This is a genomic window from Pseudomonas sp. Tof1 (assembly GCF_055390395.1).
The window spans coordinates 4,239,936-4,264,768 of record NZ_AP024344.1; the positions used below are offsets into that span (position 1 = coordinate 4,239,936).

General features: G+C 65.3%; 21 protein-coding genes. 14 read left to right on the forward strand and 7 right to left on the reverse strand.

Going from position 1 to position 24,833, the window contains the following annotated elements:
* Window positions 1-120: 120 nt before the first annotated feature.
* Both ACZ5KU_RS19070 and ACZ5KU_RS19075 read right to left on the reverse strand, forming a co-directional pair.
* Window positions 121-702: a DUF3156 family protein gene (locus ACZ5KU_RS19070; RefSeq protein WP_464737422.1), complete on the reverse strand. Its 582-nt coding sequence runs from the start codon at window positions 700-702 to the stop codon at window positions 121-123.
* The gene (locus ACZ5KU_RS19075; RefSeq protein WP_054057519.1) at window positions 683-2,182 is read right to left on the reverse strand and encodes an APC family permease; all 1,500 of its coding nucleotides are present in this window, start codon (window positions 2,180-2,182) and stop codon (window positions 683-685) included. The genes ACZ5KU_RS19070 and ACZ5KU_RS19075 overlap by 20 nt, the downstream gene beginning before the upstream one ends.
* Before the next feature lie 301 nt (window positions 2,183-2,483).
* On the opposite strand from ACZ5KU_RS19075, the gene ACZ5KU_RS19080 reads away from it, so the two are divergent.
* From ACZ5KU_RS19080 to ACZ5KU_RS19135, 12 genes are all read left to right on the forward strand, one after another.
* Window positions 2,484-3,812, forward strand: coding sequence for an alginate export family protein (locus ACZ5KU_RS19080; RefSeq protein WP_464736024.1), 1,329 nt, complete (start codon window positions 2,484-2,486; stop codon window positions 3,810-3,812).
* A gap of 138 nt (window positions 3,813-3,950) precedes the next feature.
* The gene (locus ACZ5KU_RS19085; RefSeq protein ID WP_464736025.1) at window positions 3,951-5,438 is read left to right on the forward strand and encodes an aldehyde dehydrogenase family protein; all 1,488 of its coding nucleotides are present in this window, start codon (window positions 3,951-3,953) and stop codon (window positions 5,436-5,438) included.
* 224 nt (window positions 5,439-5,662) lie between these two features.
* On the forward strand, window positions 5,663-6,733 hold the full coding sequence (locus tag ACZ5KU_RS19090; RefSeq protein ID WP_464736026.1) for a catalase family peroxidase: 1,071 nt from the start codon (window positions 5,663-5,665) through the stop codon (window positions 6,731-6,733).
* 2 nt (window positions 6,734-6,735) lie between these two features.
* Entirely contained in the window at window positions 6,736-7,281 is a 546-nt protein-coding gene (locus tag ACZ5KU_RS19095) for a cytochrome b (protein WP_054063660.1), read from the forward strand.
* A gap of 176 nt (window positions 7,282-7,457) precedes the next feature.
* A complete protein-coding gene (locus ACZ5KU_RS19100; protein WP_054057524.1) occupies window positions 7,458-7,697 on the forward strand; it encodes a helix-turn-helix domain-containing protein in 240 nt (79 codons plus the stop codon).
* 196 nt (window positions 7,698-7,893) lie between these two features.
* A complete protein-coding gene (locus tag ACZ5KU_RS19105) occupies window positions 7,894-9,039 on the forward strand; it encodes a lysine N(6)-hydroxylase/L-ornithine N(5)-oxygenase family protein (protein ID WP_464736027.1) in 1,146 nt (381 codons plus the stop codon).
* Window positions 8,997-9,209 carry a hypothetical protein gene (locus tag ACZ5KU_RS19110; protein WP_464736028.1) on the forward strand — a complete coding sequence of 71 codons (213 nt, stop codon included), beginning with the start codon at window positions 8,997-8,999 and terminating at the stop codon, window positions 9,207-9,209. The genes ACZ5KU_RS19105 and ACZ5KU_RS19110 overlap by 43 nt, the downstream gene beginning before the upstream one ends.
* Window positions 9,210-9,240: 31 nt before the next feature.
* Window positions 9,241-10,443 (forward strand): MFS transporter, encoded by a 1,203-nt coding sequence (locus tag ACZ5KU_RS19115; RefSeq protein WP_416769424.1) that lies wholly within the window; start codon window positions 9,241-9,243, stop codon window positions 10,441-10,443.
* Between the two features lie 34 nt (window positions 10,444-10,477).
* Window positions 10,478-11,257 (forward strand): phytanoyl-CoA dioxygenase family protein, encoded by a 780-nt coding sequence (locus ACZ5KU_RS19120; RefSeq protein ID WP_054057527.1) that lies wholly within the window; start codon window positions 10,478-10,480, stop codon window positions 11,255-11,257.
* 19 nt (window positions 11,258-11,276) lie between these two features.
* Entirely contained in the window at window positions 11,277-11,606 is a 330-nt protein-coding gene (locus ACZ5KU_RS19125; RefSeq protein WP_054057528.1) for a cupin domain-containing protein, read from the forward strand.
* 1 nt (window position 11,607) lies between these two features.
* Complete coding sequence (locus ACZ5KU_RS19130; protein WP_081005906.1) at window positions 11,608-13,188, forward strand: class I tRNA ligase family protein; 1,581 nt, start codon at window positions 11,608-11,610, stop codon at window positions 13,186-13,188.
* A 16-nt stretch (window positions 13,189-13,204) separates the two neighbouring features.
* Window positions 13,205-14,341, forward strand: coding sequence for an aminotransferase-like domain-containing protein (locus ACZ5KU_RS19135; RefSeq protein WP_054063657.1), 1,137 nt, complete (start codon window positions 13,205-13,207; stop codon window positions 14,339-14,341).
* Here ACZ5KU_RS19135 and ACZ5KU_RS19140 read toward each other — a convergent pair.
* Window positions 14,307-15,752 carry an aminotransferase-like domain-containing protein gene (locus tag ACZ5KU_RS19140; RefSeq protein WP_464736029.1) on the reverse strand — a complete coding sequence of 482 codons (1,446 nt, stop codon included), beginning with the start codon at window positions 15,750-15,752 and terminating at the stop codon, window positions 14,307-14,309. The genes ACZ5KU_RS19135 and ACZ5KU_RS19140 overlap by 35 nt on opposite strands.
* A gap of 182 nt (window positions 15,753-15,934) precedes the next feature.
* Between ACZ5KU_RS19140 and ACZ5KU_RS19145 the strand changes: the two genes are divergently transcribed.
* Both ACZ5KU_RS19145 and ACZ5KU_RS19150 read left to right on the forward strand, forming a co-directional pair.
* Window positions 15,935-16,543 carry a DUF7673 family protein gene (locus ACZ5KU_RS19145; RefSeq protein ID WP_152973063.1) on the forward strand — a complete coding sequence of 203 codons (609 nt, stop codon included), beginning with the start codon at window positions 15,935-15,937 and terminating at the stop codon, window positions 16,541-16,543.
* 78 nt (window positions 16,544-16,621) lie between these two features.
* Window positions 16,622-21,397 carry a dermonecrotic toxin domain-containing protein gene (locus ACZ5KU_RS19150; RefSeq protein ID WP_416769428.1) on the forward strand — a complete coding sequence of 1,592 codons (4,776 nt, stop codon included), beginning with the start codon at window positions 16,622-16,624 and terminating at the stop codon, window positions 21,395-21,397.
* Between the two features lie 112 nt (window positions 21,398-21,509).
* Here ACZ5KU_RS19150 and ACZ5KU_RS19155 read toward each other — a convergent pair whose 3' ends face one another.
* The 4 genes from ACZ5KU_RS19155 to ACZ5KU_RS19170 are packed head-to-tail and all read right to left on the reverse strand — an operon-like array spanning window position 21,510 to window position 24,827.
* Entirely contained in the window at window positions 21,510-22,292 is a 783-nt protein-coding gene (locus tag ACZ5KU_RS19155) for a cyclase family protein (RefSeq protein WP_416769429.1), read from the reverse strand.
* Window positions 22,289-23,275 carry an NAD-dependent epimerase/dehydratase family protein gene (locus ACZ5KU_RS19160; RefSeq protein WP_464736030.1) on the reverse strand — a complete coding sequence of 329 codons (987 nt, stop codon included), beginning with the start codon at window positions 23,273-23,275 and terminating at the stop codon, window positions 22,289-22,291. Before ACZ5KU_RS19160 ends, ACZ5KU_RS19155 begins: the two co-directional genes overlap by 4 nt.
* Window positions 23,266-24,258 carry a fumarylacetoacetate hydrolase family protein gene (locus ACZ5KU_RS19165; RefSeq protein ID WP_464736031.1) on the reverse strand — a complete coding sequence of 331 codons (993 nt, stop codon included), beginning with the start codon at window positions 24,256-24,258 and terminating at the stop codon, window positions 23,266-23,268. The genes ACZ5KU_RS19160 and ACZ5KU_RS19165 overlap by 10 nt, the downstream gene beginning before the upstream one ends.
* Entirely contained in the window at window positions 24,255-24,827 is a 573-nt protein-coding gene (locus tag ACZ5KU_RS19170) for a cupin domain-containing protein (protein WP_054057536.1), read from the reverse strand. The genes ACZ5KU_RS19165 and ACZ5KU_RS19170 overlap by 4 nt, the downstream gene beginning before the upstream one ends.
* Between the last annotated feature and the right edge of the window lie 6 nt (window positions 24,828-24,833).

Below are 24,833 nucleotides of genomic sequence, written 5' to 3' on the forward strand. Positions count from 1 at the left end.
GGCTCTCCACAGTGGCTTCTTGTTTTTGTTGCGCAATAGTTAACATGTTATCTATATAGGCGCAACAAGTACGTGAGTGCCCCCTGTACAAGCACTAAAGGTGCCAGGTCGGTCTTTTTCTCACAGCGTTCGCAACAACCGTTGCAACCCGGCCAGGGCCGCGAACAGGCTGGCGCGCTGCTCGCGGCTCAGGGCGATGTACCGACGAAAGGCCGGCATCCGGTTGACCACCTCGCTGCCGCCCATGTGTTCCAGGCGTACGCACCACTGCCCCTGCGCCAGGTCGATGCGCAGGCGCTTGAAGTCCAGCGGCATCAGCGCCTGGTACAGGGCACTGCCCGGCTGCAACCCGGCCTCGAGTGCGACCAGCAGCGAACGCTCGCCGGAGCGCTGCCGGCAGCGAACAGCCGTGCGCCGAATCGCCCCGCCATGGTGCAGTTCGAAACGGGCCGTGCCCTCACTCAAGGCGGGTACCCTGAGCACGAACTCGGTCATGACCAGGTGCATGAACAACTGCGACTCGGTGCGCTCGACCACTTCCAGTTGCAAGCCATCATCCAGCGTGATCTGCGCCGAGCTCGGCCCGCTCTGCGCGAAACCGGCCACCGCCAGATTGCGGCGCAGGTGCTCCAGGGTGACTCCCGGCCGGTAGCCGGTCGGCGCACGATTGGCGCCGAACAGCTCAGACAGCTTTTGCAGCATGGTCGGCGTAGCCGTTGTGCGGGTGCCCCGGTTCATGGGCGAACTCCTTGGCCAGCACGTCTTCGACCGACGCCGGCTTGAATGGGTTGACGCGCTGTACCACCAGCGTCCAGAACAGCGCATAGGCCGCGGTACCCGCGAGCATCACGCCGAACGGGATGTAGATGTCCGCCGGGTTCATGCCCGGTGGCGTGATGAACCACATGCCCAGCAGGATCCCGGCGCTGGAGACGATCTGCGGCAGCGGGAACAGCGGCGAACGATAGGCCCGCGGCAGGTCGGGACGGCGGATGCGCAGGATCACCACCGACAGCGTCACCAGCAGGTAGGCGAAGCTCCAGGCACACACCGCGGCCAGCACCAGGTGCATGATGTTGTCGGTATTGCCGCCCAGGTACAGCGCGTGCAGGCAGGGAATCAGCATCGCCACCAGGATGCACAGCAGTGGCGTCTTGAAGCGCGGGTGCAGGTAGGTGAAGACCTTGGGCAAGGCACCGTCGACCGCCATGCCGTAGAGAATCCGTGGCACCCCGGCCATCAGCGTATTGATCGTCGCCGCGCCGGCGAACAGGAAGCCCAGCCCCAGCCACAGCGGGCCGACATGCCCCATCACCTGCTCGGCGAAACGTGGAATCGCCATCGGCGTATCCAGCAGGTGCACCCCGGCGGTGGCATCGAGCAGCACGTTTTCCACCTGGCGCTTCATGGCCGCGCCATAGATGAACATGCAGGTGGCGACGCCGAGCAAGCCGAGGATCATCGCCCGGGGCATGACCCTGGCCGAATTGCGCAGGTCCGGTGCCAGCGGCGTGACGAATTCGCAGCCGACGAACATGAACATCGCCATGCCCACCAGCGACAGCACCGTGACCGGGTCGGTGCCCACCAGCGATGCGCCGAACCAGCCGTCGAGCTGTACCGCCGGTGCGGCGATCAGGCCCAGCACACCGAACACCATCAGGGTGGTCCACATGCCGAAGGTCAGGATGATCTCGGCCTTGCCGAACACGCTGACGCCGAAGGCATTGAGAACACCGAAGACGATGACGAAGCCCACCCCCAGCAACCAGGAGCCGCCGGCCGACTCGGCCAGGGTGTTGAGGTGCTCGAAATTCACCAGCGCCATGACCCCGGACAGGATGGTTTCCGCGGTGCCGGCGAAGACATGGACGATCAGGTAGGCCGACAGGGTCCCGGTGATGGCGAAGAAACGGCCCATGCCGCAGTTGATGTAGTCGTAGACCGAACCGGTGGTCGGCAGCACCGAGGCGGCCTCGGCGAAGGTGGTCGCCTGGGCCAGCATCATCACCACGGCGATCAGGATCGCCACCGCGAAGGTACTGCCGCCAATGCCGAAGCCCATGGTCGCGGTGAGAATGACCGGGCTGGCCATGATCAGGCCGATGGTGCTGGCTAGCGCGGTGGGAAAACCGACCGTGCCACGTTTGAGGTGCTCGGTGAGTCTGTCGTTGATCGACATGGTGCAGATCCTCGAAGCGGATTGTTATTTTATGGATTTCGCGAACCGTTCGAGGAGTCGGCGATTACTCCTCCCTGCCTGTCCCTGAGCAAACGGCGCCGTGTACCCAGGCACTGTGCGCCCCGCCCACCGCGACCGTCTTGCCCCTGTCTGCCGGCGGTTTTGTTGCTGCCTGCCAGGGCTCGACGCCTGGCTGACAGGATCAATTATCTGGCACGCAGGTGAAAGACTTTGCCGTTCCCGGTCGTCCTAATGCGCACTCGTTCTACTGAGCTGTCCAACACGACCGGGGAAAACAATAATGGAGCAAACACTGAAAACGCGGGCGCTGTCCAAGGCCATCGGCCTGGGTATGACGCTGCTGTTCGTCAACTCGTCGGCCGGGGCCTTCGAGCTGTATGCCGATGGCGACACCAAGGTCACCGGCAACTTCCTGGCAGTCTACGGGATGTTCAACAGCCGCAAGAACTACGACGGTACCACCGGCGGTTCCAGCTGGCGTGAAGGGTTCATCAAGTACGGCCTGAGCATTGACCAGACCCTGGGCAACCTGGGCAGCGCCTATGGCACGGCCAACCTGGTCAGCTCCGCGACCTGGGGCGACGGCGACGCGGCCGGCCTGAGCGATGGCACCGAGCGCACGACGAAATTCGACGAGGCCTTCGCCGGCTGGCGCTCGGGCGACCTGTTCCCGGTGCTCGGCAAGGACGGCGTGGATGTGTCGTTCGGGCGCCAGATCATCACCCTCGGTGACGGTTTCATCATCAACGATGACGGCCTGAACTTCGGCAAGGGCCCGGCCGACGGCAAACTCAACCGCGGCGGCGCCTACTACCTGGCGGCGCGCCATGCGTTCGACCAGACGGCCGTCCTGCGCCTGGGCGGCAAGGACGGTGTGCATGGCAGCGTGATGTGGTTCAAGTCCGACAACCGCGCCCAGGCCAACACCGAGATGGCGGCCGGCACCCTGGAATACACCGCCGCTCCCGGCACCCTGGGGTTGACCTACCTCCATGGCATCAGTGTCGACGATCGTTATGCCAGCGCCTTCCAGAAGGAACGCGAAGGCATGGACATCTACAGCCTGCGCGGCGCCGGCAACGCCGGCATCGAACACGCGCACTTCGGCTTCGAATACGCCTGGCAGGACAAGGATGTCCGTACGGAAAAAGCCTGGTACACCGAAGCCGGCTACACCTTCGCCGACCTGCCCTGGTCGCCGGACCTGACCTACCGCTACAGCCGCTACTCCAGGAACTGGGACTCGATGTTCAACGGCCTCAGCCGGGGCTACGGCACCTGGTTCCAGGGCGAGGTGACCGGCAACTATGCCGGACCGTTCAACAGCAACACGGCGATCCAGCATGTGGCGCTCAAGGTCAAGCCGGTGGAGCCGGTGACCGTCGGCGTGCTGTTCTTCGATTACAAGACCCTGCACAAGCAGGATGCCCTGAACCTGGACGGCCGCGAGCTGGACCTGTATGCCGAATGGGCGGTGAATGAACACCTGATCGTCACCCCGCTGCTGGGCCTGTACAAGCCGGACAAGGACGCCAGCAACGGCGGCAACCAGGTCGGTGGCAACGGCACCAACGTCTACAGCCAGGTCACTGTCGCCGTACCGTTCTGATCCCCCTTCCGGGAGCGGCCTGCACCGCTGCCCAGGCGCCCGGCAGCCACAGTCAAGCGGCCGGGCAGCCACAGTCAAGCCAACCCGGCGCTCCTTGAATACCCTCGGGCTTTTCCGCTGCCTCCCTCAGGAAAACCCATGAGCGATATCGCGCTGCTGCCCCAAGTCGAAGCCTTTCTGCGTCGAAGCCCTGCCCTGTTCATCGACGGTGCTGCCGTCCCGAGCCACTCCAGCCGCACGCTGGAGGTGATCAACCCGGCCACCGACCAGGTGATTGCCCGGGTGGCCGATGCCGGCCAGGCCGACATCGATGCCGCCGTGGACTCGGCCCGCCGCGGTTTCCGGCAGTGGTCGCAGACCGCCCCCGCGGTGCGCGGCCACGTGCTGCTGAAACTGGCCGACCTGCTGGAGCGCCACCGCGAGGAACTGGCCCAGATCGAAACCCTGCAGTCGGGCAAGATCATCCAGGTGGCGCGCGCCTTCGAAGTGGACCAGGCGGCCCACTTCCTGCGCTACTACGCGGGCTGGGCCAGCAAGATCAGCGGCCAGACCATCACCCCGTCGCTGCCCTCCTTCGCCGGCGAGCGCTACAGCGCCTTCACCCTGCGTGAGCCGGTCGGCGTGGTGGTGGGCATCGTGCCGTGGAATTTCTCGACCATGATCGCCATCTGGAAACTCGCCTCGGCACTGGTGACCGGTTGCAGCATCATCATCAAGCCCAGCGAGTTCACCCCGCTGACCATCCTGCGCATCGCCGAACTGGCGATCGAAGCCGGCCTGCCGGCGGGCGCGCTGAACGTGCTGAGCGGTGGCGGGCCGGTCGGCAAGGGCCTGATCGAACACCCCGGCACCGACAAGGTGTCGTTCACCGGCTCGGTACCGACCGGCATCGCGGTGGGCCAGACTGCCATGGGCGCCAACCTGACCCGCGCCACCCTGGAACTGGGCGGCAAGAACTCCGCCGGTTTCCTGCGCGACGTCGACCTGGACAAGGCGGTCGACGGCATCATCGAGGCCGGTTTCCTGCATTCCGGACAGATCTGCGCCGCCGCCGAGCGTTTCTTCGTCCACCGCTCGCAGATCGAGCCGATCATGGACAAGCTGTCCCAGCGCCTGAGCCGGCTGAACATCGGCTCGCCCCTGGATGAGCGCACCGAGTTCGGCCCGGTCACCAACCGCCAGCACCTGCTCAAGCTCGAAGGGTTCTTCGCCAGGGCCCGGGCCGAGAACAACCACATCATCCACGGCGGCAAGCTGATCGAGCGGCCCGGCTGCTATGTCGAGCCGACCGTGATCCTCGCCAACAGCGTCAACGACACCCTGCTCAACGAGGAAACCTTCGGCCCGATCGCCACCTTCCTCCCCTATGACACCGAGCAAGAGCTGCTGGAGCTGATGAACAACACGCCCTACGGCCTCAGCGCCAGCCTCTGGACCCAGGACCTGGGCAAGGCCATGCGCATGATACCGGCCATCAACGCCGGCACGGTGTGGGTGAACATGCACACCCTGCTCGACCCGGCGGTGCCGTTTGGCGGCAGCAAGGCTTCCGGCATCGGGCGCGAATTCGGCGATGCCTTCATCGAGGACTACACCGAGCTCAAGTCGGTGATGATTCGTTACTGAGGCACGGCGCACGCAACTGCCGAATGCCATCCAGGGGGCTCCCGAAACCGCGGAGCCCCCTGGCATGTTCATGAAAACCTTCACGAAAATGTTAACTCTTGCGAGGCCCCGATCACGTAACAGCTCTATATCATCGTTCCCTGGAACGCTGGAACCGGCCCTGGATCGAACCCTTTATCCAGGCCGGCTCCGGTACATCCGCCCCCAGAGCAATGGAACGAGCGATGTCAAAACTGCAGATCAACTCGAAACGCACCTGGCTGGCGTCCGTCGCGATCATCGGAATTGCCGCGACGCTGACCGCCGCGTTCGCCTGGACCGCCGGCTGGATCGGCACACGCCCGACCAGCAAGGGCCTGGTCGGAACACCGCCCTCCTTTCCTCCCGGATTTCGCCGCGCCCATGGCAAGGGCATGTGCTTTGCCGGGACGTTCAGCAGCAGCCGGGAAGCGCACACCCTGTCGACAGCGCGGGCGTTCAGCCAATCGCCAGTGCCCGTCATCGGCCGCTTCTCGATCGGTGCGGGCAACCCGCACGCCGCCGACAATTCGACCGGCACGGTCAGCATGGCGCTGCTGCTGACCACCGACGACCAGCAGCAATGGCGCATGGCGCTGAACAACCAGCCGTACTTCGCCACACGCGACGCCGAAGGGTTCAGCGCCCTGCTCAAGGCGACCGCCGCCGACCCGGCGACCGGCCAGCCAAACCCGCAGCGCCTGGCGGCGTTTCTGAAACAGTACCCGGAGGCGGAGAAATTCCTCGCCTGGCGAGCAAAGGCCCCGGCGCCCGGCAGTTTTGCCGGGGTGGAATTCTTCGGCATCAATGCCTTCGAGCTGGTCGACGCCCAGGGGCAACGGCAGGCGGTTCGCTGGTCGATGCGTTCACGCCTGCCCTTCCAGCCGCTGCCCAACGAGCAGAAACCCTCGGCAGCCCATGACTTCCTGTTCGACGACCTGCGCCAGAAGCTGGCGCAGCAGCCGCTCTACTGGGACCTGGTGCTGCAACTGGCAGAGCCTGGCGACCCGGTCGACGATCCCTCGCAGCCCTGGCCGGCGCAGCGCAGGCAAGTCGTGGCCGGCACCCTGGAAGTCACCCAGGTCACCGACCAGGCCACGGGCGCCTGCCGCGACGTCAACTATGACCCGTCGATCGTGCCGGCGGGCATCGAGCCCTCGAATGACCCCGTGCTCAGTGCCCGCTCAGGCGCCTATTCGCACTCGTTCAACCTGCGGCTGGGCGAGATCGGTCATGGCCAGGCCAGCGAAGCCATCGGCAAACAGGAGGTAAAGTGAACATGACCGGGCACAATCACGCTTTCAACCGCCTTGCGCGATGGCTGCACTGGCTGATGGCCTGCATGGTCCTCGCCATGCTGTTCATTGGTGTGGGCATGACCACGTCCCTGACCTATCGGATCTGGCTGATCGACCTGCACCGGCCGCTCGGCATCGCCATCCTGGTCCTGGCCGTCATTCGCCTGGCCAACCGCTGGCGTCATCCGCCACCGCCCCTGCCGGCCAGCCTGCCCCGTTGGCAACAGCGGGCGGCGCTCGCCTCGCATGCCCTGCTGTATGCGCTGATGCTCGGGCTGCCGCTGCTGGGCTGGGCGCTGCTGTCCGCCGGTGGCTACCCGATCGTGCTGATCGAAGGGTTCAACCTGCCCGCGATCATCCCGGCCAACCCTGTTTCCTATGCCTGGCTGCGCGATGCCCACGGCTGGCTGGCCTGGTTGCTGTACTTCGTCGTGATCGGGCATCTCTCGGCGGCCCTGGTACATGCCTGGATCTACCGGGATGGAGTGTTCTCCAGCATGGCCAGGGGTGCGGGGAACTCCGACTGACGGGAGTGGTTTCACCTGGCTGAAGCCGGCGCGGTCGAGGGCTGTCCCTGGATTTCCCCCGCCAGGGCGATCCGCGCCCCGCATGGGCACCAGTATTGATACCATGATCGGCCTAGGCCTCAGGTCGAAGCCCCGCGCCGGCAGACCTGACTCACATACCTGCCCGCGAGACTCCCATGACGGATGAACCCCTGCGCCGCTCGGTCGAAGGCGCGTCACCAGCCCGCCTGCGCTTCGCCCAGAAATTCAAGCAGGCTCGCCGGGCCGCCGGCTTGACTCAGGCGGACGTGATGAACCGCTCCGGCGTGCAGCGCAGCACCCTCTCGGACATCGAGCAAGGCAAGCACAACGTCACCATCGACATGATGGACCGCCTGGCGAACGCGGTCGGCTATCCCCTGGCCGAGCTGCTCTAACCCCCTCTCATCCACCCAGAATGAAAAGTGCACGGCGCCGCTTGCAACGCCAAAATGTCGGATATATCCTACATTCGCATTGGCTGATACCCCACGGCCAACCGCAACGTACAGGAGCGTCAGGCCAATCGGCAGGCCCGTCAGGACAGGACGGCCGGATGCATTCACCATTGATTCGCAGGGCGGCGAGCAATTAATGAAAACATACGACCTCATCGGTATCGGCATCGGTCCCTTCAACCTCAGTCTCGCCGCATTGGCGGAACCGACCGGCCTGGACACCCTGTTCCTGGACAAGCGGGACGCCTTTGCGTGGCACCCCGGGATGCTCGTATCCAATGGCCAGCTGCAGGTTTCCCCGCTCAAGGACTGCGTCACCCTGGCCGCGCCGACCAGCCGCTATTCCTTCCTCAACTACCTCGCCGAGCATCGCCGGCTCTACAGCTTCATCAACAAGGGCGGTGCCTGCACTTCCCGCAAGGAATTTGCCGACTACTACGGCTGGGTCGCCCGGCAGCTCTCCAACCTGAGGTTCGCCCAGGAAGTGCTGGATGTCGTCGAATGCAATGACGGCTACACGGTCGTCACTGCCGAGCAGAGCTACCACGCCAGGGCCGTCGCCATCGGTGTCGGGATCAGCCCGCGCGTGCCCGAATGCGCCCGCCCCTGGCTGGGTGACTCCATCTATCACGTGGCGGACTTCCTTCATCGCGAAGCCTTGCGCCCCGGCGAGCACGTGCTGGTGGTCGGCGGCGGTCAGAGCGGCGCCGAAACCGTCGAGCAACTGCTGGGCACACCAGCGCTGGGTGGTTTCACCTGGGTCACGTCGCGCTCGAACCTGTTCGCCATGGACGACAACGCGTTCGTCAACGAGGCCTTCTGCCCCGCCTACAACCAGCGTTTCCAGAACCTGCCCATGGCCCAGCGCAGCCACGCGGTGCAGCAGGAACGGCTGACCAGCGACGGCATCTCGGCAGACCTGTGCAACCGGCTGTACGAGCAGCTCTACGAACGCCGTGTCGGCCAGGAGCCACGCCCTCCCATCGATATCCTGCAAGCCGCCGTGCTCGATGGGCTCGAACCGGATGGCCGGCGCTGGCGCGCGCGGCTCAGGTCACTGAGCAGCGGGAGCCAGCGCACCCTCGTGGTCGACCGGGTCATTCTCGCCACCGGCTTCCAACCCTGCCCGCAACCCTATGTCGATGCGCTGCTGGCCAAGGCCCGGCGCGATGGCGGGCTGCCGCTGATCGACGCCAACTACTGCGTGCAATTCGCCACGCCGATGCCGGGGCTGTTTATTTGCAGAATCGCAGCCTCGTCCAGCACGGCCTGCAGTCGGTGAACCTGTCGATGGTGGCCTACCGCAACAGCCGCATCCTCAACGACCTGCTCGGTTACGAATACTTCCAGGCCGAACCGGACACGCCGATGTTCAGCCATCTCGATGCACTGCCCGAAGCGCCAGCCCGTCACCTGGAGCCCCGACACGCCCTCAGCCTCGTGCAGTACTGAGTTGCCGCCCACACCGCCAGAGCACCGCGCCATGCCCGAATCCACCGAGCCATTGCCCGACCGGCTGCCGTCAGCCGCCTTCCTGCCGTTCCTGATCGCGGGCGTGATCATCGCCGGGGCCTACGGTTCGAGCTTCCTGCTGCCGGAATACCTGCAATCGCTGGGGTTCGACAACGCCACGATCGGCCGGGTGATCTCCACCGGGATGATCACCACCATCCTGTGCTGCTGCCTGGCCGGCTGGACGGCGCAGCGCATCGGGGTGATGGGCAGCATCACCGTCGCCTGCGCCGCCATGGCCCTGGCGATGCTCGCCTTCGCCTGCGTGCCGCTGCTGCCGGGCGCGGCGTATCCGGGCGGGCTGTTGCTGGGCGTGGGCTGGTCGGTGTTCTACATCCTGGCGCCCTTGCAGATCATCCATCACCTGCGCCCTGCCGCCCGCCTGCAGTACTTCACGATCATGTCCGGGGCCCAGATGGCCGGGCTCGGCCTGACCACGCCGCTGGGCCATCTGGTGGTCAAGGCCAGTGCCAGCTACAGCCTGTTCTACGTGCTGCTGGGTATCGCCTGCCTGGTGTCGGCCGTGTGCGTCGTGCTGGCGGGCCGGGCCATGACCGACCTGCCGAAAGCCGCGACCCGGCAGGTCTCGCTGCGCATCGTCGACCTCAAGGCCCTGCTCGGCAGCCGGGCCGCCCTGCCGATCGCGATGATCGTGCTGGGCGCCTGCATCTTCTCCGGCCTGTCCACCTACCAGGCCAGCTACGCGCAGATCCGCCAGCTCAAGGCGGACAACTTCTTCATCACCTTCACCCTCACCAGCGTGCTGCTGCGCTTCTCGGTGGCCCGCTCGATCGGCCGCCTGCCGTTGCAACGCCTGGCGATCGGCCTGTTCCTGTTCACCAGCGTGTCGCTCGGGCTGTTCCTGCTCAACGACGGCAGCACGCTGATCTACCTGCTGGCAACGGTGGTCTTCGCCATCGGCTATGGCCTGAGCTACTCCACGCTCAACAGCCTGGCGGTCAACGAGGCGGAAGCCAACGGGCTGTCGCCGGCGGTCACCTCGCAGGTCTTCACCCTGGGTTACTTCATCGGGCTGTTCGGGTTCCCTTCGATCGGCGGCGCGATCATGAGCCGTTGGGGTGTCGATTGGGTCCTGGCGTGCCTGCTGGTGGCCGCGCTGGCCAACCTGGTCCTGATGGCGAGCACCCGCGCCAGCAAGATGCTGGCGGTTTGAAAACTGGTCAATCACACGTAAAGGAGTAGCGTTGATGTTGTCTGAAGCTCAAAAAAACCAGTGGCACGAAGAAGGCTATATCAGGCTGGAAGGGTTTTTCCCGCCCGAGGACGTGGCGCGGCTTTGCGAATTCACCAACGAAGTCAGCCGCTGGGACATCAGCGACGATCGCTGGATGATGTGGTTCGAGAAGACCGACAAGGGCGAGCGCATCACCTCCAAGGTCGAGAACTTCATCGAGTTCCACCCAGGCCTGCAGCAGGTGCTGCTGCAGGACGAGCGCATCACCCGCACCGTCGAACACCTGCTCGATGAAAAGACCCGCCGCCTCAAGGAACTGCTGATCTTCAAGTACCCGGACAGCGGGGGTTTCCGCCCGCACCAGGACATCTACCACATCCCGCACAAGCTCAAGGAGCGGATGGTCCATGCCGTGGTCGCGGTCGCCATCGACGACGCCGATGCCAGCAACGGCGGCCTGTTCTTCAGCCCCGGCCAGCATAAACAGGGTGTGTTTCCCATGGACGAAGGCGGCGTGATCCTGCCGGAAGTCGCCAAGCAGTTCAGTTGGGAAGAAACCCCCTGGCGCGCCGGCGACATCTTCATCTTCGATGACTATGCCCCGCACTACTCGCTGCCGAACAAGAGCGATCGCTCCCGCCGCACCCTGTACCTGGTGTATCAGCGCGCCTCGACGGGCGGCCCGACCCGTGACGAATACAACGCCATGAAACGCGCCTACAACCCGCCGGAGGGCCGTGTTTCCGATCTCGACAACCTCAAGCCGTCCAACGGCATCTTCTACCGCGACTGAGTGACTGGATGAGGCCACCATGCATGTAAAGCCGATTGAGCCGCAGATGATGCGCCCGGAGTACGGCGTACTGGTCTGCCGCCTGCTGGATCACCTGCCCGCCACCCTGAGCCCGGCGTTCGGCATGTCGATCGTCGAGGTCGAGCCCGGTGGCGCGGTCGACCTGCACTCGCATCACGAACATGAGGTGTGGGTGCTGATGGAAGGTGAAGGCATCTTCCAGGAGCAGGAACGGCAGATGCCGGTGGCCGGTTCCATGCTCTTCTACATGAAGCCGCATATCGCGCACTCCATTCGCAATACACATTCACAACAGCCGCTGAAATTCCTGGCCGTCTGGTGGGATTAACATGACCGACACACAAAAAACCTATTTCGTCTGTCCCGCTCCGCCCTGCCCCAACGGCAAGCTGCACCTGGGGCACATCGCCGGCGTCTATCTGCTGACCGATATCTACGTGCGCTTCCAGCGCCTGGCCGGACATCGCGCCTTCCACATCACCGGCTCCGACGAACACGGCACCTACACCCTGGTCAAGGCGCAGAAGCTGCAACGACCGGTCGATGAAGTGGCCCGGATGCACAACCACGAGATCCTCGCCTGCCTGAACGCGCTGGGCATCGAACCCGACGAGTTCGTGCGCACCAGCAGCGCCGATCACATCGAGAACAGCCTGGGCATCTATCGGGCGCTCAAGGACAACGGTTTCATCACCATCAAGGACGGCGTGCAACTGTACTGCGAGCACTGCGCGGAGTTCGCCGCCGACTCGCTGGCCAGCGGTACCTGCCCGGACTGTTCGGCTCCGACCGACAGCAACCTGTGCGAACACTGCGGCCTGGCCGTACCCCATGCGCGCCTGCAGCAGCCGCGGCACGCGCCCTGCTCGGGGCCGCTGACGCTGAAGCCGATCCGCCAGGCGCACCTGGATATCGAGAAACTGGCGCCGACCCTGCAACGGGCGATCGCCGACAGCCAATGGCCGCAAACCATCAAGGACCTCGAACTGACCTGGCTGCGCGAGGCCCTGCGTACCCTGCCGATGTCCCGTCACTTCGAGCGTGGCGTGGTTCTCGGCGACGGCGAGGAGGTGGCCGGACAAACCCTGCTGACCTGGTTCGAAGGCCTGTGGTGCTTCGACACCGGCATCCGTCGGCTGTGCGCACGCGAAGGCACCGACTACCGGCAGGTCATGGCCAGCCCGGACACCCGGGTGGTGTTCTTCATGGGCCAGGACAACCGCTTCTACTACACCGTCGGCGTCACCGCGAGCCTGCTGGGCCGGGGCTTCCCTGCGCCCTACAACCAGAGCATCCAGGATTTCTCGACCCTCGAAGGTGCGAAGTTCTCCACCAGCCGCGATCACGTGATCTGGGCCGATGAAGTGGCCAGGGTGATCGACCCGAACATTCTGCGCCTGTACCTGGCGAGCATCGCCAAACCCTTCGGCAACCAGGACAACGAGTTCGAACTCGAGGGCCTGATGGCCACTGCGCGCAAGCTGCACGTCTGGGAAGCGTCCCTGCGGGCTCATGCCGATGACGCCCGGGAGGTGGTCGACGAACCCCTGCCGCCGTCCCTGGCCGAACAGCTCGGGCGCTACACCGCCGCGATGGACGGGCTGGCCTTCTGGGAGGCACTGCGGGCAATCGACGAGTTCCTCGCCAACGCCGACATCACCCTCGCCTCACCCCGCTGGCAGGCCGGCCAGGTATCGGCCCTGCTGGGCATGCTCGCGCCCTTCATCCCGGACTGGAGCCAGCGCTACGCAACGCTGTACTTCGGCCCGGACTGGACGCCGGCAACCGGCAAGCTGTCGTTGCCGGCGCTACCGCTGCCGCAAGCGGCGTTCCCGATGATCGAGGCGCAGATCCCCGACCACTACGTCCGCGCCTACCAGCAGCGTTTCCGCGCCGCCGCCACCGCCTGAGGCCGAGGAGAAAGCCATGCATTCGTCACGCAGTCAACGCGCCAGCCACTTCGGCGCGTTCGATTACTCAGCGACCAAAGAGGTCATCAACTTCGCCATCGGCATGCCCGATCCGCAGACCTTCGCCGGTGTCCCACTGCCGGCCTCGCCACTGCCGGAGACCGGCGTCGGCCTCGGCGACCTGCTGCAGTACACCGACTCCCTGGGGCTTCCCGAACTGCGCCAGGCCGTTGCCCGGCGCCATGGGGTGGCCATGGAGCAGGTCCAGGTGACGGCTGGGGCCTCCCAGGCCCTGACCCTGCTGGCCGACCTGCTGATCGATCCGGGCGATATCGTCCTGACCGAAGACCCCAGCTATCTGGGGGCCCTGCGGATCTTTTCGGTGGCCGGGGCGAAGATCATCCAGTTGGGTATGGACCGTGATGGGGTCAACCTCGATGAGCTGGCCCACGCCTTGACGACCGCCAGCGGCAAGGTGGCGCTGTATTACACCTCGCCGGTCTTCCACAACCCGACGGGCTGCTGCTTCTCCATCGAACGCATGCAGGCCGTGGCCCGGTTGCTCAGCCGTCACCAGGTCCCGCTGGTCCAGGACCTGGTCTACGCCGAACTGCCGTATCAGCCCCTGCGCCCGGAGGTCCTGCCGGCCGGCCAGGGGGTGATCAACGTGCACAGTTGCTCGAAGATCGCCGGGGCGGGATTGCGGGTCGGCTGGGTGCTGGCAGATCCCGAGGTCATCCGCAGCCTGGCGCAACTCAAGCTCGATGGCGGGGTCAGCCCGCTGGTCAGCAACCTGGTGTTGAGCCTGCTGCGCAACGAGGCGTTCGAGGCGCACATCGAAGACCTGCGTGAACACTACCGGACCCGGCGCGACCTGATGGCCGACCTGCTGAAGTCCTGCACGTTCTGCGTGCAGGACTACCTGGTACCCACCGGCGGTTTCTCGTTCTGGGTCAGGATTGCCGACGATGTCGAGCCGGCAGCCCTGATCGACAAGGCCCGGGCGCTGGGCAACGTGCGCCTGTCCCACGGTGTGCACAATGGTCCGCAGTCGCAGCGCCATGTGCGCCTGTGCTTCAGCTACCTGTCACCCGCGCAGATCCGCCAGGGCCTGCACCTCATCGAGGAAGCCTACCGCTCCCTGCGGCCCTGATCACCTCGCCTGGATGCCGATCGCGCTCGGCGGCCAGGCGCTGGAAAAACGCCAGGGCGCGCGGATCGCCGGCGTAGGCGACATTGATCCGGATCCAGTCGCTGTGCTGGCCGTCCAGGTAGTAGGCATCGCCGCTGGACAGCATCACGTCACAGGCGGCGGCAAGGGTATTGAGCCGGGCAAAGCTGAACGGCGGGCAGCGCGCCCAGACGAACATCCCGCCCACCGGCTCGGCGAAGGTTTCCCAGCCATGGTCCTCCAGGCGCTTGAGGGTCTGGGCCATTGCCTTGTCCAGGCGCTCGCGCAGCCGTTGCACCAGTTTGCGATAGGCGCCATTGCCCAGCAGCGTGGCCACCACACTCTCGACAAACCGCGAGGTGCCCATGCTCGTCACCGACTTGAGCTGGGCCAGGTGCCGCACCCGCTGCGCACTGGACACCAGGTAACCGACCCGCAACGAGCCGCTGAGGGTCTTGGAAAAACTGGCGACATAGATCACCCGGTGCTGCGAGTCCAGGCTGGCCAGACGTGTTCCGGAACCGTTGTGCAGGTCGGCGTAGGTATCGTCCTCGACGATCTGGAAGTCGTGGATTTCCGCCAGTTGCAACAGCCGATGGGCGATCGCCGGACGCAGCGAGGTGCCCGTGGGGTTGTGGTACATGCTGTTGATGAACAGGCACCGCGGCCGATGGCATTGCAGCAGGGCTTCGAGCTGGCGGATATCCGGCCCGTCCTGCTCGCGCGGCACGCTCAGCAGGCGGATGCCGCTGGCTTGCAGCAGATGGAACAGATTCGGGTAGCCGGGGGATTCGACCACCACGCAGTCCCCCGGCTTGAGCAGGCTCCTGACCAGCAGGTCCATGGCGTGGCTAACCCCCTGGGTGGTGAGGATCTGCTCGTGGCCGACCCGAACGTCCATGCGTTCGAGGCGCTTGTGGATCTGCTGGCGCAGCAGCGGCAGCCCCAGCGGCGTACCGTAGCTGAACAGGCTGTCGAGGTCGGTCCGGGTCACCTGGCGAATGGCAAAGCCGATGGCCTGTGGCTCGCGCCAGTCTTCGGGCATCCAGCCGCAGCACAGGTTCAGCCGGTTGCTGCAGAACTGGGTCAGCGGCTGCCAATGCGCATCGCTGATCGTCTGCTCGTCGGGCGCGCCGGCACTCTCGGTGGCGGCCTGTTCGGTCAGGAAAAAGCCCTTGCCCTGGCGCGATTCGAGGATTCCCATCGATACCAGCCGGTCATAGGCCTCGATGACCCGCGAATGGCTGACCTGCTTCTCCCGGGCCAGTTGACGGATCGACGGCAGGCGCGTGCCCGGCCGCATCCGCTGGGCCTCGACCCACTGGCAGATGCCATTGACCAGTTGCTGCGTCAGGGAAAGGTCATCGTCCTTGCTCACCGTGAAGTCTTTCACTGGAACATCCACTGTTCGGTCTTATCAGGGGAACAGTTAACCATAAAAGGGCTGGAACTGTTACTTGTTGTGTCAGCAGACAACGCCGATAGTGGGTGCCGCCACAGCGTCCAGAGCGCTTGCACAAGAACGGGAAACAGGGAGCCACCCCGCGTGGAATGCCGGATATCGCAGAGGTTTCGATGCTTGAAGTGAGCGCAGAACAGTTGGGCAGAACACCCGTGACCGTCGGTACGATAGCCGCCGGCAGGCACTTCGGGGAACAGCTGGAGGCACTGGACCGCCTGTTCACGGTGGGCCACGGCCTGACCCTCGAAGCGTCCCGTTGTGCCGTATTCCTGCTGGGCTGGTTCTACCCTGGCGAGGTGGGCGGCATCGACCTGTCGCTGGTCGCCTGGAAAGTCTCGCCCGCCGTTGCCGCCGACATGGCGCTGGTCTTTCAACTGATGGTGCAACTGCAGCAGCGTGGTGTCGGCGTGTCCCAGCTCGGCCTGGAGGACAGGGCCCGCGCCCTGCTGGCCGCCTGGTTCCCCGAAGTGCTCGGCCTTGCTCCGCGGCCTCCGGCCGGCACAGAACTGAAGGCCTTCCGCCGCCGGCACGACCTGACCCCGCAGGCCTGCGCCGAACTGGTCAGGGTACCGACCGCCCTCTACAAGGAGTGGGAGCAGGACTGCCACCCGATCCCCCTGACGCTGTGGATCGAGCTGCGCACGCTGATGGGCGAGCGCCGCCTGCGCTCGACACCGCGCGGGGTGGCGATGGAACGGGCGATGCCGGGACGCTTCGCCTGACGCGGTACCCCGCTACCGCCCCGGGCTTGCCGGGTTGTCATCAACTGGCCGCTTTCCCTGATCAAGGATCGTGGCCCCATGACCTCGCTGGAGACTTCGCTTCAACAGTACCGCAACACGGCACGCACGCTGTTCGCCGCCCGACCGACCCTGTCCTCGGTCATCCAGTCGCTGGTCCAGGCGGCGCTGGACCTGCATGCGCCCGGGCTCGACGTCCACGGGCAACAGGTCCCCGGCGACAGCCTGTGGCTGGGCGAACTGGGCCCGGCATCCACCTATCGATACCGAACGTTGGCCGATGTGCTGTTGCGCCGCTTCAGCGAGGGCCGCAGCCCAGCTTATGACGATCCCGATACGAAACTGGTGAGCCGTACGCCAGGCTCGCAGGTCGACACGTCCATCACCACGGTCGACCTGAAGCGCCTGGGCGCGACCCTCGACCGTTACGGCGATGCCCTGCTCGAAGTGTTCAAGACACGCCTGGTCGCCTTCTGGAATGAACCGGTGCCCGACTGGGCGGGCAAGGTGCCGGGATCGGATGCCTGGGTACCGGGCTGGGACCGCCACTCGCCGCAGGTCCCCAGCCGCTGCGCGGCCCTGTCGAACCTGCTGTTCGTGTCGATGTACGGTGCCGGCCAACTGCCCGACAGCCTGGCGTTCCAGGCCAGCCAGTTGCTGCCCAAGGCGCTGGTCACTGAAGAGCAGGCCATGCGTGACAGCCTGCTGGGAAACAATGCCCTGAAGGCCTATCTGCTGCATGTCAGCGAGCCACGGGAGCGAGCCGGCATCACGCCGGTCGCGGTGGTGTTCGCCCGCCAGCAGCCCGCGCAGACCTTCGTGTACCTGCTGCTGCGTCCGGGTCACGACGTGCGGCGCCTGCAAAACCTCAATGAGCTCTGGCCGCTGTTGCGCGGGCAACTGCCGGATTCCGGCAGGCTCGAACTGATCGCCTCGCAGCTCAATGTCTTCGACAACCTGGCCGGGGCGCTGCTGGAGAACCAGTTGCGGGTACTGGAGCGCTTGCCGAGGGGCCTGGCGGACGAGGCTGGCGAATCCTGGCCGAAGCGTGTCGAGCGGGTGCTCGACCCCGGGAACTGGTTCGCCACACCCGCACCCGAGCCGCTCTCCCCTCTGCAACGACGGGTACGCGAAGCGGCGCCCCTGTGGCTGCTGAACGCATCGGCGACGGAGCGGCGCGACTACGCCGAACTGCTGTCGACACTGGTCACGGCACTGAAAAAATCAGCCTCGCACAACCTGTTCGATGACGTCTCGTCCCTCTCCGACTACAGCCGGCAAATGCTCGCGCAGACCATGGCGCGACGGCACCCGCGGATGCCGCAGATCCGCATGCAGGACATCCAGCTCACGCTGGAGAAGTATCGACGAAAACCGGTACCACCGGACGTGCTGGGCGAGTTCGAGGAGGTCCGGCTGACGCTGCCCGAACTGGCCCTGGAAAACCTCGACGACTTTCGTTTCGGTGCGACGCAGATGCGTATCGAGCTCGCCGACCATGCCGCCCTGCCGGACTGGATGACCGCCGACTATCTGGTGGAGCTGGTCACCGACGTGGATATCGGCGCCCGCTACCCGGCCCACCTGCGGCATCGGTTGCTGGACGACACACGCTATGCCTCGCTGCGCCAGCAGCGTTTCTTTCGCCAGATCCATGCGCAACTGCCGCTGGTGGCCCTGGAACTCAAGCTGCGGGGCGAACAGGGGCTGACCGAACAGGGATACCGGACGGTCAGGGCCATGCTGGGCTTCGACGCCCATGAACGGCAACTGGACGGTCGCCCCATCGTGCTCCGCCCCCTGGCGTTCAAGACTGCTCCCGAAGCCAGTGCGGACCAGGTCGGGGGCATGTTTCTGATCGAACCGCGGGATATCACCCAGGGGCCGCACCTGCTCTACCGACCGCTGTTCGACCCGCCCCTGAGCGAGTATGCCAGCCGGCAGGCGCTGTTCGAGGCGATCCTGCAAGCCGGCGCCCTGCAGGACAGCGTGCTGGCCTGGCTCCCTGCCAGCCGGGTGGCGGTGTATGCACAAGGCGGTTTCCGTGAACCGCACATCGAGTCGCTCTTGCCCGGTGACGAGACCGCACCGTTGCCATCGCCTCCGGCACCGGCCACCCTGGACAGCGAGGAAGTCACCGGGGACTATGTCCATCACCTGTTTCAGGCCTGTATCGGTGCCGTGATCCAACAGGCCGACCTGCAGTTGCTGTCGAACGCGGAAAAGCGCTGGGCACGCCTGAAGGACAGCGGCTGGCAACTGTTCAGTTCGTGGCTGATGTTCGCCAGCGGCCCGTTGACCCAGGCCGGCTGGCTGATCCTGCTTTACCGTGGCGTTCGCCAGGATCTTGCCGCGCTGCAGGGTGACGAGGAGCAATCCCGGGCCCAGGCCTGGGCCGATCTGTTGAGCAACCTGGCGGTGGTGCTGTTGCACGAGGTGACAGCGGACCCGTCGCAGCCGTTCGGGCCGCCGCCGCTGTCGCAAAAGCGCGAGCCGCCACCGATCGAGGGAGAGGTCTCGCTGGATCGCATCACCCTGCCAGCGGCGGTCGATGAGCTGCCGCAATGGCCGTTCGACGGGTCCTGGTCGAGCCCGCGCGGGACCTTGTCGGCGGCCTCTGGCCAGGTGCTGGAGAAATTCGCCGTCAAGGTGTTCGACACGCCACCACGACTCGACAGCCTCGGCAGCGTCTCGAAAAGCGGCCCGAGCCAGGGGCTGGTGCATCTCGACAACGCGGACAACAAGGGCTGGCATGTGCTGCTCGACACCACCCTCTATCAGGTCGCGTGGTGCGAAGACGGCGCCCGCCTGGTTGACGCCTCTGGCACCTCGGGGCCGTTTCTGGAGCGTGATGGACAGGGACGCTGGCAACTGGATCTGCGCTTGCGCCTGCGTGGTGGCAGCGGCCGGGAAACCGTGCAGGCACGCCTGCAACGCAAGCTGCTCGACAGGGCCAGCGTGCTGCATGGGCAAGCGACCCAGGCGTCGAACCGGGTCAGTACCCTGCTCCACGAGGCCGAAACCCTCAACAGGCGCCTGGAGGCCATGAGCGAAGGCCGCGACGCGAAGCACTTCACCAACCGGCAACGCAGCGACAAGCGCCGCGAATACCTGGGCAAGCTGGTCGAGTTGCAGGCCGCGCTCGAAGAGAAGCTTCGCCTGATCAGGGCATTCAACGACAATCGCCAGGTGGTGCCGCAGCCGCAGGCACTGGCCTCGACCCTGGTCGACAACGTGCGCACCTGCCGCACGCTGATGAATGTCTCCCTGGCGGTGGGACGCGAGGACAGCCTGACGGCCCTGCAGATTGGCGAAATGCTTGCCGGCGACACGGCGACCCACTACGACCAGGTCATCGCCAACCTGAAGAACAATGCCGACCTCACCGACCGGCAGATCGCCTGGAGCACCCGCGAATATGCCGCGCTCGACGAATTGCGCGCACTACCGGAAATCGGGCCGGCAGAAGCCGCCGTCCTGGAGCGGGAAGTGGTACAGCCCTTCACCCCACTGGACTGGCAGGCGGTGCAACTGCCGACACTGCTGGCATTGGCCATAGACGAACTGCCGTCGCAGATCACCCAGCAACTGGACGACCAGGTCTTCGCCGCGATCAAGCAGAGCGCCGAACAGACCAAGTACGTGACCAACACCATCAACCGCCTGACGGCCGAAGACTCCCGCCAGGATCGTATCGACGCCTTGCAGACGGCGATCGGACGCTACGACGAAACCCTCGACCTGCTGCAATTCCTGCGGGGCCGCATGCCCGAGCAGCAACTGCGCGAGTACGCCACTCGCCTGTCGACATTACTGGGACAGCTACGGGAGCGGGCACTGACCAGCCTTTCCGGGCTGTGGGACAACACCACACCGGCGCCGGGGGCAACGGCGCCCAGGCCGGGGCCGTCGGCCGGCAACGGCAGGAAGAAATTCATCCGCACCCGCAACCGGGAGGTATTCGTCGGCCGGGTGCGCGCAAAAACGCCCGAGCAGGAGGATGAAATCGTCGAGATCACCGACCCCAACGGCAGGCTGGTGTCGGCCTTCAAGGAGAACCGGGAGGATGCCCAGAACAGCTTCTGGGAGGAAGTGAAGGCAAAACCGGCGCCCGCCCCGGCTCCCGGACGCGGCAAGGTCGGGCTACCTCGCCTCATGACCCAGGGCCGTGCCGCACGGGAGAGCGTGCAGGCCTTGATCCGCCAGGTGATGGCGTTGACCGGAACCAGCAAGGAGCCCCAGAGCCTGCAGGAACTGCTGGAACACAAGGCGCAGAAACTGACGACCCTGGCAGACGATATCCAGGAGGTGCTGACCGAGGGCGGCGCCAAGCCGGACCAGGTTAAAACCGCCGAAGACCTGCGCGACGGCCTGCGCCAGGACGCCGCGCTGTTGGTCAGCGAGGGGCGCACGGCGCGCATCGCCGCGATCAAGAAAAACCTGCCGCAACTGACGCGCCTGCAATATCTCAAGGAACAGGACCAGGTCGACATTCACCGGGCCGGAGGGCGGCAGATGCTGCGCCGGGATGACTTCCTGCAGGAGTACGTGATCAGCAACAAGGACGGCCGGCCGCTGTGGTACGCGCACTTTCATTACCCAACGGCCACGACGGTGGACAGCGAGTTCGCCAGTGCGCACTTGAAGACGCTGGCGCAACGCCGACTGGGTGCCCGTTCCCAGGCGGCGGCCCGGGAACAGGCAGCCACGAGGATTCAGGCCGGACAAGGTGGCAGAGCGCAGCTGACGCTGGAGATTCATCGGGGGCAGATTCTGAACAGGAGCCTGGCGCAGACGTTGTTCTTTAATGCGACCGAGCCGGATAAGGTGGGTTGAGTGTTGCGGTGGGTGCGGGGTCGAGAGCGGTTCTGACACACGAAATGGCCTTCTGGAAAATGCGTCTGTAGCCTTCAATAGTTTCCCAGCAGCGAGATCGGACATCGATCCGCTACTCGAAGATTGCCACGGCCCGAACAAACCCCGCAGACGCATGGCGGATCTTGTACGGGAAGCAACTGACCAGAAAGCCAAACGCCGGGAGTTGATCCAGGTTGGCCAGTTTTTCCATCTGGCCGTAGCCGATGTCGCGACCAGCTTTGTGCCCTTCCCAGATGATCGAGGCATCCCCCGTCGCACTGAAGCGTTCGCGGGTGTACTTGAACGGCGCGTCCCAGCTCCAGGCGTCAGTGCCGACCACCCTCACCCCTCGCTCCAGCAGGTACAGCGTGGCCTCGCGGCCCATGCCCACACCCGCGTCGAGATAGCCTGGCTGACCGAACAGGCAGCCCGCACGGGTGTTCACCAGCACGATGTCCAGCGGCTGCAATGGATGACCGATGCGTAGCAGTTCCTCTTCGACCTGCGCCGCCGTGACCACGTGACCATCCGGCAGATGACGAAAATCCAGCTTCACCCCCGGTTGCAGACACCACTCCAGCGGCAGTTCATCAATGCCGAAGGCCGGCTTGCCGCCGTCGGTGGTGGATGCGTAATGCCAAGGCGCATCCATGTGCGTACCACTGTGGGTGGTGATCTGCAGGCGCTCCGCCGCCCAGGACTCATCACCCGGCAGGTCTTCCTTGCGCAGGCCAGGAAACATCGCCGCCATTTCCGGCCAGCCCTGTTGGTGGTCCATGTAATCAATCCTGGGCAGCAGCGGTGGCGGATCGGTATAGGGGTTGTTGTCCAGAGTCACGGACAGGTCCAGCAGACGACGTTTGTGCAGACTCATGCGGAAATTCCTTTACGGGTGGTCGCGCGGCGGCTGCGGCGCACGGGCAGATCGAGGGCGTTGTTCAACAGGCCGGTTACCGAGCCGTCGTGGCTGAAACCCAACGCGCGGGCCAGCGAGGTGCGCAGCGGCGGATAATGGCCAAACAGTGCTTCCAGTTGCGGGTCGGGGGCGAAGGCGATGTGCTCGCCGTTGGCCTCGCCAAAACTGGCCGCCAGGCCAGCCAGCACCTGGGCAATGGAAAGATGCAGCACCGGCAGTTGCCAGACACGCTGGCGGCCGGGGTTCTCCAGCTCAGCGGCATGTATCAGGTTGTCCACGCAGCAGCGGGCCGACATCCACCAGGCGCACGCCTGGGGTGAGACCGGGCAGGTATAGGCCTCCCCTGCCGCGTAGGCGTGCAGCAGGTCGCTCATGAATGCCGAGCGCAAACCGTTCGGCTCACGGGGACGGGCGACGATACCGGGCAGGCGCAGTGCACGGCCGTCCACTTCGCCGCGCCGGGCCAGGTCCTGCAAGGCAATTTCCACCATGCGTTTGTGCGCGGCATAGGACAGTTGCGGCGAGGCCGGGTGATGTTCATCCATGCGTGCAGGCAACTCGCCGCCGTATACCGCCACACTGCTGGCGTACACCAGCACGGGCGGACAAACCGCATTGCGCAACTGGTTCATCAGTTCCAGGCTGGCCTGCAGGTTCACTTGGTAACCCAGCTCGTACTGCGCCTCGGCCGCCCCTCCCGGCACACTGATCAGGTGGAAAACCACATCGACACCATCGGCCAATGCCCGACGCAACAAGGCAGGGTCGGTAACACTGCCCTGATGCCGGCGCAGGCGTTCGTCTTCGGAAAACCCCTCCAACTGCTGATCCAGCAGCAACAACGCCTCGATACGCCGGCCGCGCAACCCGCCCCTTTCCAGCAGACGATGGACCAACTGGCGACCGACGAAACCATTGGCCCCCGTGACCATCACACGCATGGCCCGCCCCCCTGCACGACACGCTGGTCAATCGCCCCGAACAGCACCTCGCCCGCGGCCCCAAGCGCCTCCATCCGGACACGGTCGCCAAAACGCATGAAGCCCGTACGCGGCGCGCCGTGAGCAAGGGTTTCGATGGCGCGGCGCTCGGCGATGCAGGCCGACCCCACGGCACGGTCCGCGTTGGAAACGGTGCCGGAACCGATCAGCGTGCCGGCGCTCAGGCGTCGTGTCAGCGCGGCGTGGGCAATCAGGTCGTGAAAACCGAAGTGCATGGCGCCCCCGTGGGGGTGGCCGAACCACTCGCCGTTCCACTCCACGTTCAGGGGCAGGTGCACACGGCCGTCGCGCCAGGCATCGCCCAACTCATCCGGGGTGACCGCCACCGGCGCAAAGCTGCTGGCCGGCTTGGCCTGGAGAAAGCCAAACCCCGTCTTCATCTCCCGCGGTGCCAAGGCGCGCAGGCTGACATCGTTCAGTTGCAGCACCAAACGCACATGTTGCAGGGCGTGTTCAGCCGGACAGCCCATCGGCACGTCACCGACCAATACGGCGAACTCGCCTTCGAAGTCGATGCCATGGGCCTCGCTGGGCAACGGAATGTCCACGCACGGTCCGAGGAAATCGTCGCTGGCCCCCTGATAAATCAGCGGCGTGTGCTCGACACCCTCGATGGGTTCCAGGTTGAAGGCCTTCTGCATCAACTCGCCGTGACTGAGAAAACAGGAGCCGTCGAGCCACTGGCTGGCGCGCGGCAATGGCGCGGCAAGCTGCTGCAGGTCGAGTGCAAAGGCCTGCTCCACCTCATTGGCGTTGAGCCGCTGGTAAAGGTGCTGCAAGTCGGCCTCGACCAGCGCCCAATGCTCCAGCGCCGCCTGCAGCGTCGCAACGATGCCACTGGCCTCGACCGCCTGTCCCAGGTCACGGGCGACAACCAGCAGACGGCCATCGCGGCTACCGTCGTTGAGGGTGGCGAGCTTCATGGCAGCAACTCCTTCAGGCCCTCGGCGTAACGGCCATCGAGCAGGATGAAGACCATCCGCGCCATCTGTTCGCTGCGATTGCTCCAGGCATGATTGGTACCGCGCTGCACCACGATGTCGCCACGCTTGAGGTGCACCTCGTCGCCATCCAGCACCAGCCAGACCTCGCCTTCGGTGACGATGCCGTAATCCAGGGTCTGGGTACGGTGCATCAATTTGTGCTTCGAATCGCTCTTGCCTGTGCCGGCATGGGCTTCACCGATTTCGGCGAAGACAGCAGCCGCGTCCTCGGCGCTGACCTGGTTCTGCACGCTGTCCGGCGGAATGTCCACCACACGGATCACACTCCCGAGCGGGCCGGGACTCAGTTGCAGCGGCTGCGCCGTCGGATCGTCACCGTTATCCAGCAACGCCGGGCTGCCGAGGCTGTTCCAGACCTCGTAGAACAGGGTCCCGGGCACCGCCTTGAGCGGGAAGTTGTTCGGCGTCGGGCCACAACTGGCGACAACCGCCTGCCCCTGGGCATCGTGGCCGGTGACCACACGTTTGAATGCTGGAAGAGATTGCATGCTGTC

Bases quoted from the DNA above. Each gene is read 5' to 3' on its own strand.
- ACZ5KU_RS19170 (WP_054057536.1), bottom strand. From the start codon at position 24,827: ATGCAATCTCTTCCAGCATTCAAACGTGTGGTCACCGGCCACGATGCC.
- ACZ5KU_RS19090 (WP_464736026.1), top strand. From the start codon at position 5,663: ATGTCAAAACTGCAGATCAACTCGAAACGCACCTGGCTGGCGTCCGTC.
- ACZ5KU_RS19135 (WP_054063657.1), top strand. From the start codon at position 13,205: ATGCATTCGTCACGCAGTCAACGCGCCAGCCACTTCGGCGCGTTCGAT.
- ACZ5KU_RS19085 (WP_464736025.1), top strand. From the start codon at position 3,951: ATGAGCGATATCGCGCTGCTGCCCCAAGTCGAAGCCTTTCTGCGTCGA.
- ACZ5KU_RS19165 (WP_464736031.1), bottom strand. From the start codon at position 24,258: ATGAAGCTCGCCACCCTCAACGACGGTAGCCGCGATGGCCGTCTGCTG.
- ACZ5KU_RS19100 (WP_054057524.1), top strand. From the start codon at position 7,458: ATGACGGATGAACCCCTGCGCCGCTCGGTCGAAGGCGCGTCACCAGCC.
- ACZ5KU_RS19070 (WP_464737422.1), bottom strand. From the start codon at position 702: ATGCTGCAAAAGCTGTCTGAGCTGTTCGGCGCCAATCGTGCGCCGACC.
- ACZ5KU_RS19105 (WP_464736027.1), top strand. From the start codon at position 7,894: ATGAAAACATACGACCTCATCGGTATCGGCATCGGTCCCTTCAACCTC.
- ACZ5KU_RS19130 (WP_081005906.1), top strand. From the start codon at position 11,608: ATGACCGACACACAAAAAACCTATTTCGTCTGTCCCGCTCCGCCCTGC.
- ACZ5KU_RS19120 (WP_054057527.1), top strand. From the start codon at position 10,478: ATGTTGTCTGAAGCTCAAAAAAACCAGTGGCACGAAGAAGGCTATATC.
- ACZ5KU_RS19075 (WP_054057519.1), bottom strand. From the start codon at position 2,182: ATGTCGATCAACGACAGACTCACCGAGCACCTCAAACGTGGCACGGTC.
- ACZ5KU_RS19095 (WP_054063660.1), top strand. From the start codon at position 6,736: ATGACCGGGCACAATCACGCTTTCAACCGCCTTGCGCGATGGCTGCAC.
- ACZ5KU_RS19125 (WP_054057528.1), top strand. From the start codon at position 11,277: ATGCATGTAAAGCCGATTGAGCCGCAGATGATGCGCCCGGAGTACGGC.
- ACZ5KU_RS19145 (WP_152973063.1), top strand. From the start codon at position 15,935: ATGCTTGAAGTGAGCGCAGAACAGTTGGGCAGAACACCCGTGACCGTC.
- ACZ5KU_RS19155 (WP_416769429.1), bottom strand. From the start codon at position 22,292: ATGAGTCTGCACAAACGTCGTCTGCTGGACCTGTCCGTGACTCTGGAC.
- ACZ5KU_RS19160 (WP_464736030.1), bottom strand. From the start codon at position 23,275: ATGCGTGTGATGGTCACGGGGGCCAATGGTTTCGTCGGTCGCCAGTTG.
- ACZ5KU_RS19150 (WP_416769428.1), top strand. From the start codon at position 16,622: ATGACCTCGCTGGAGACTTCGCTTCAACAGTACCGCAACACGGCACGC.
- ACZ5KU_RS19115 (WP_416769424.1), top strand. From the start codon at position 9,241: ATGCCCGAATCCACCGAGCCATTGCCCGACCGGCTGCCGTCAGCCGCC.
- ACZ5KU_RS19080 (WP_464736024.1), top strand. From the start codon at position 2,484: ATGGAGCAAACACTGAAAACGCGGGCGCTGTCCAAGGCCATCGGCCTG.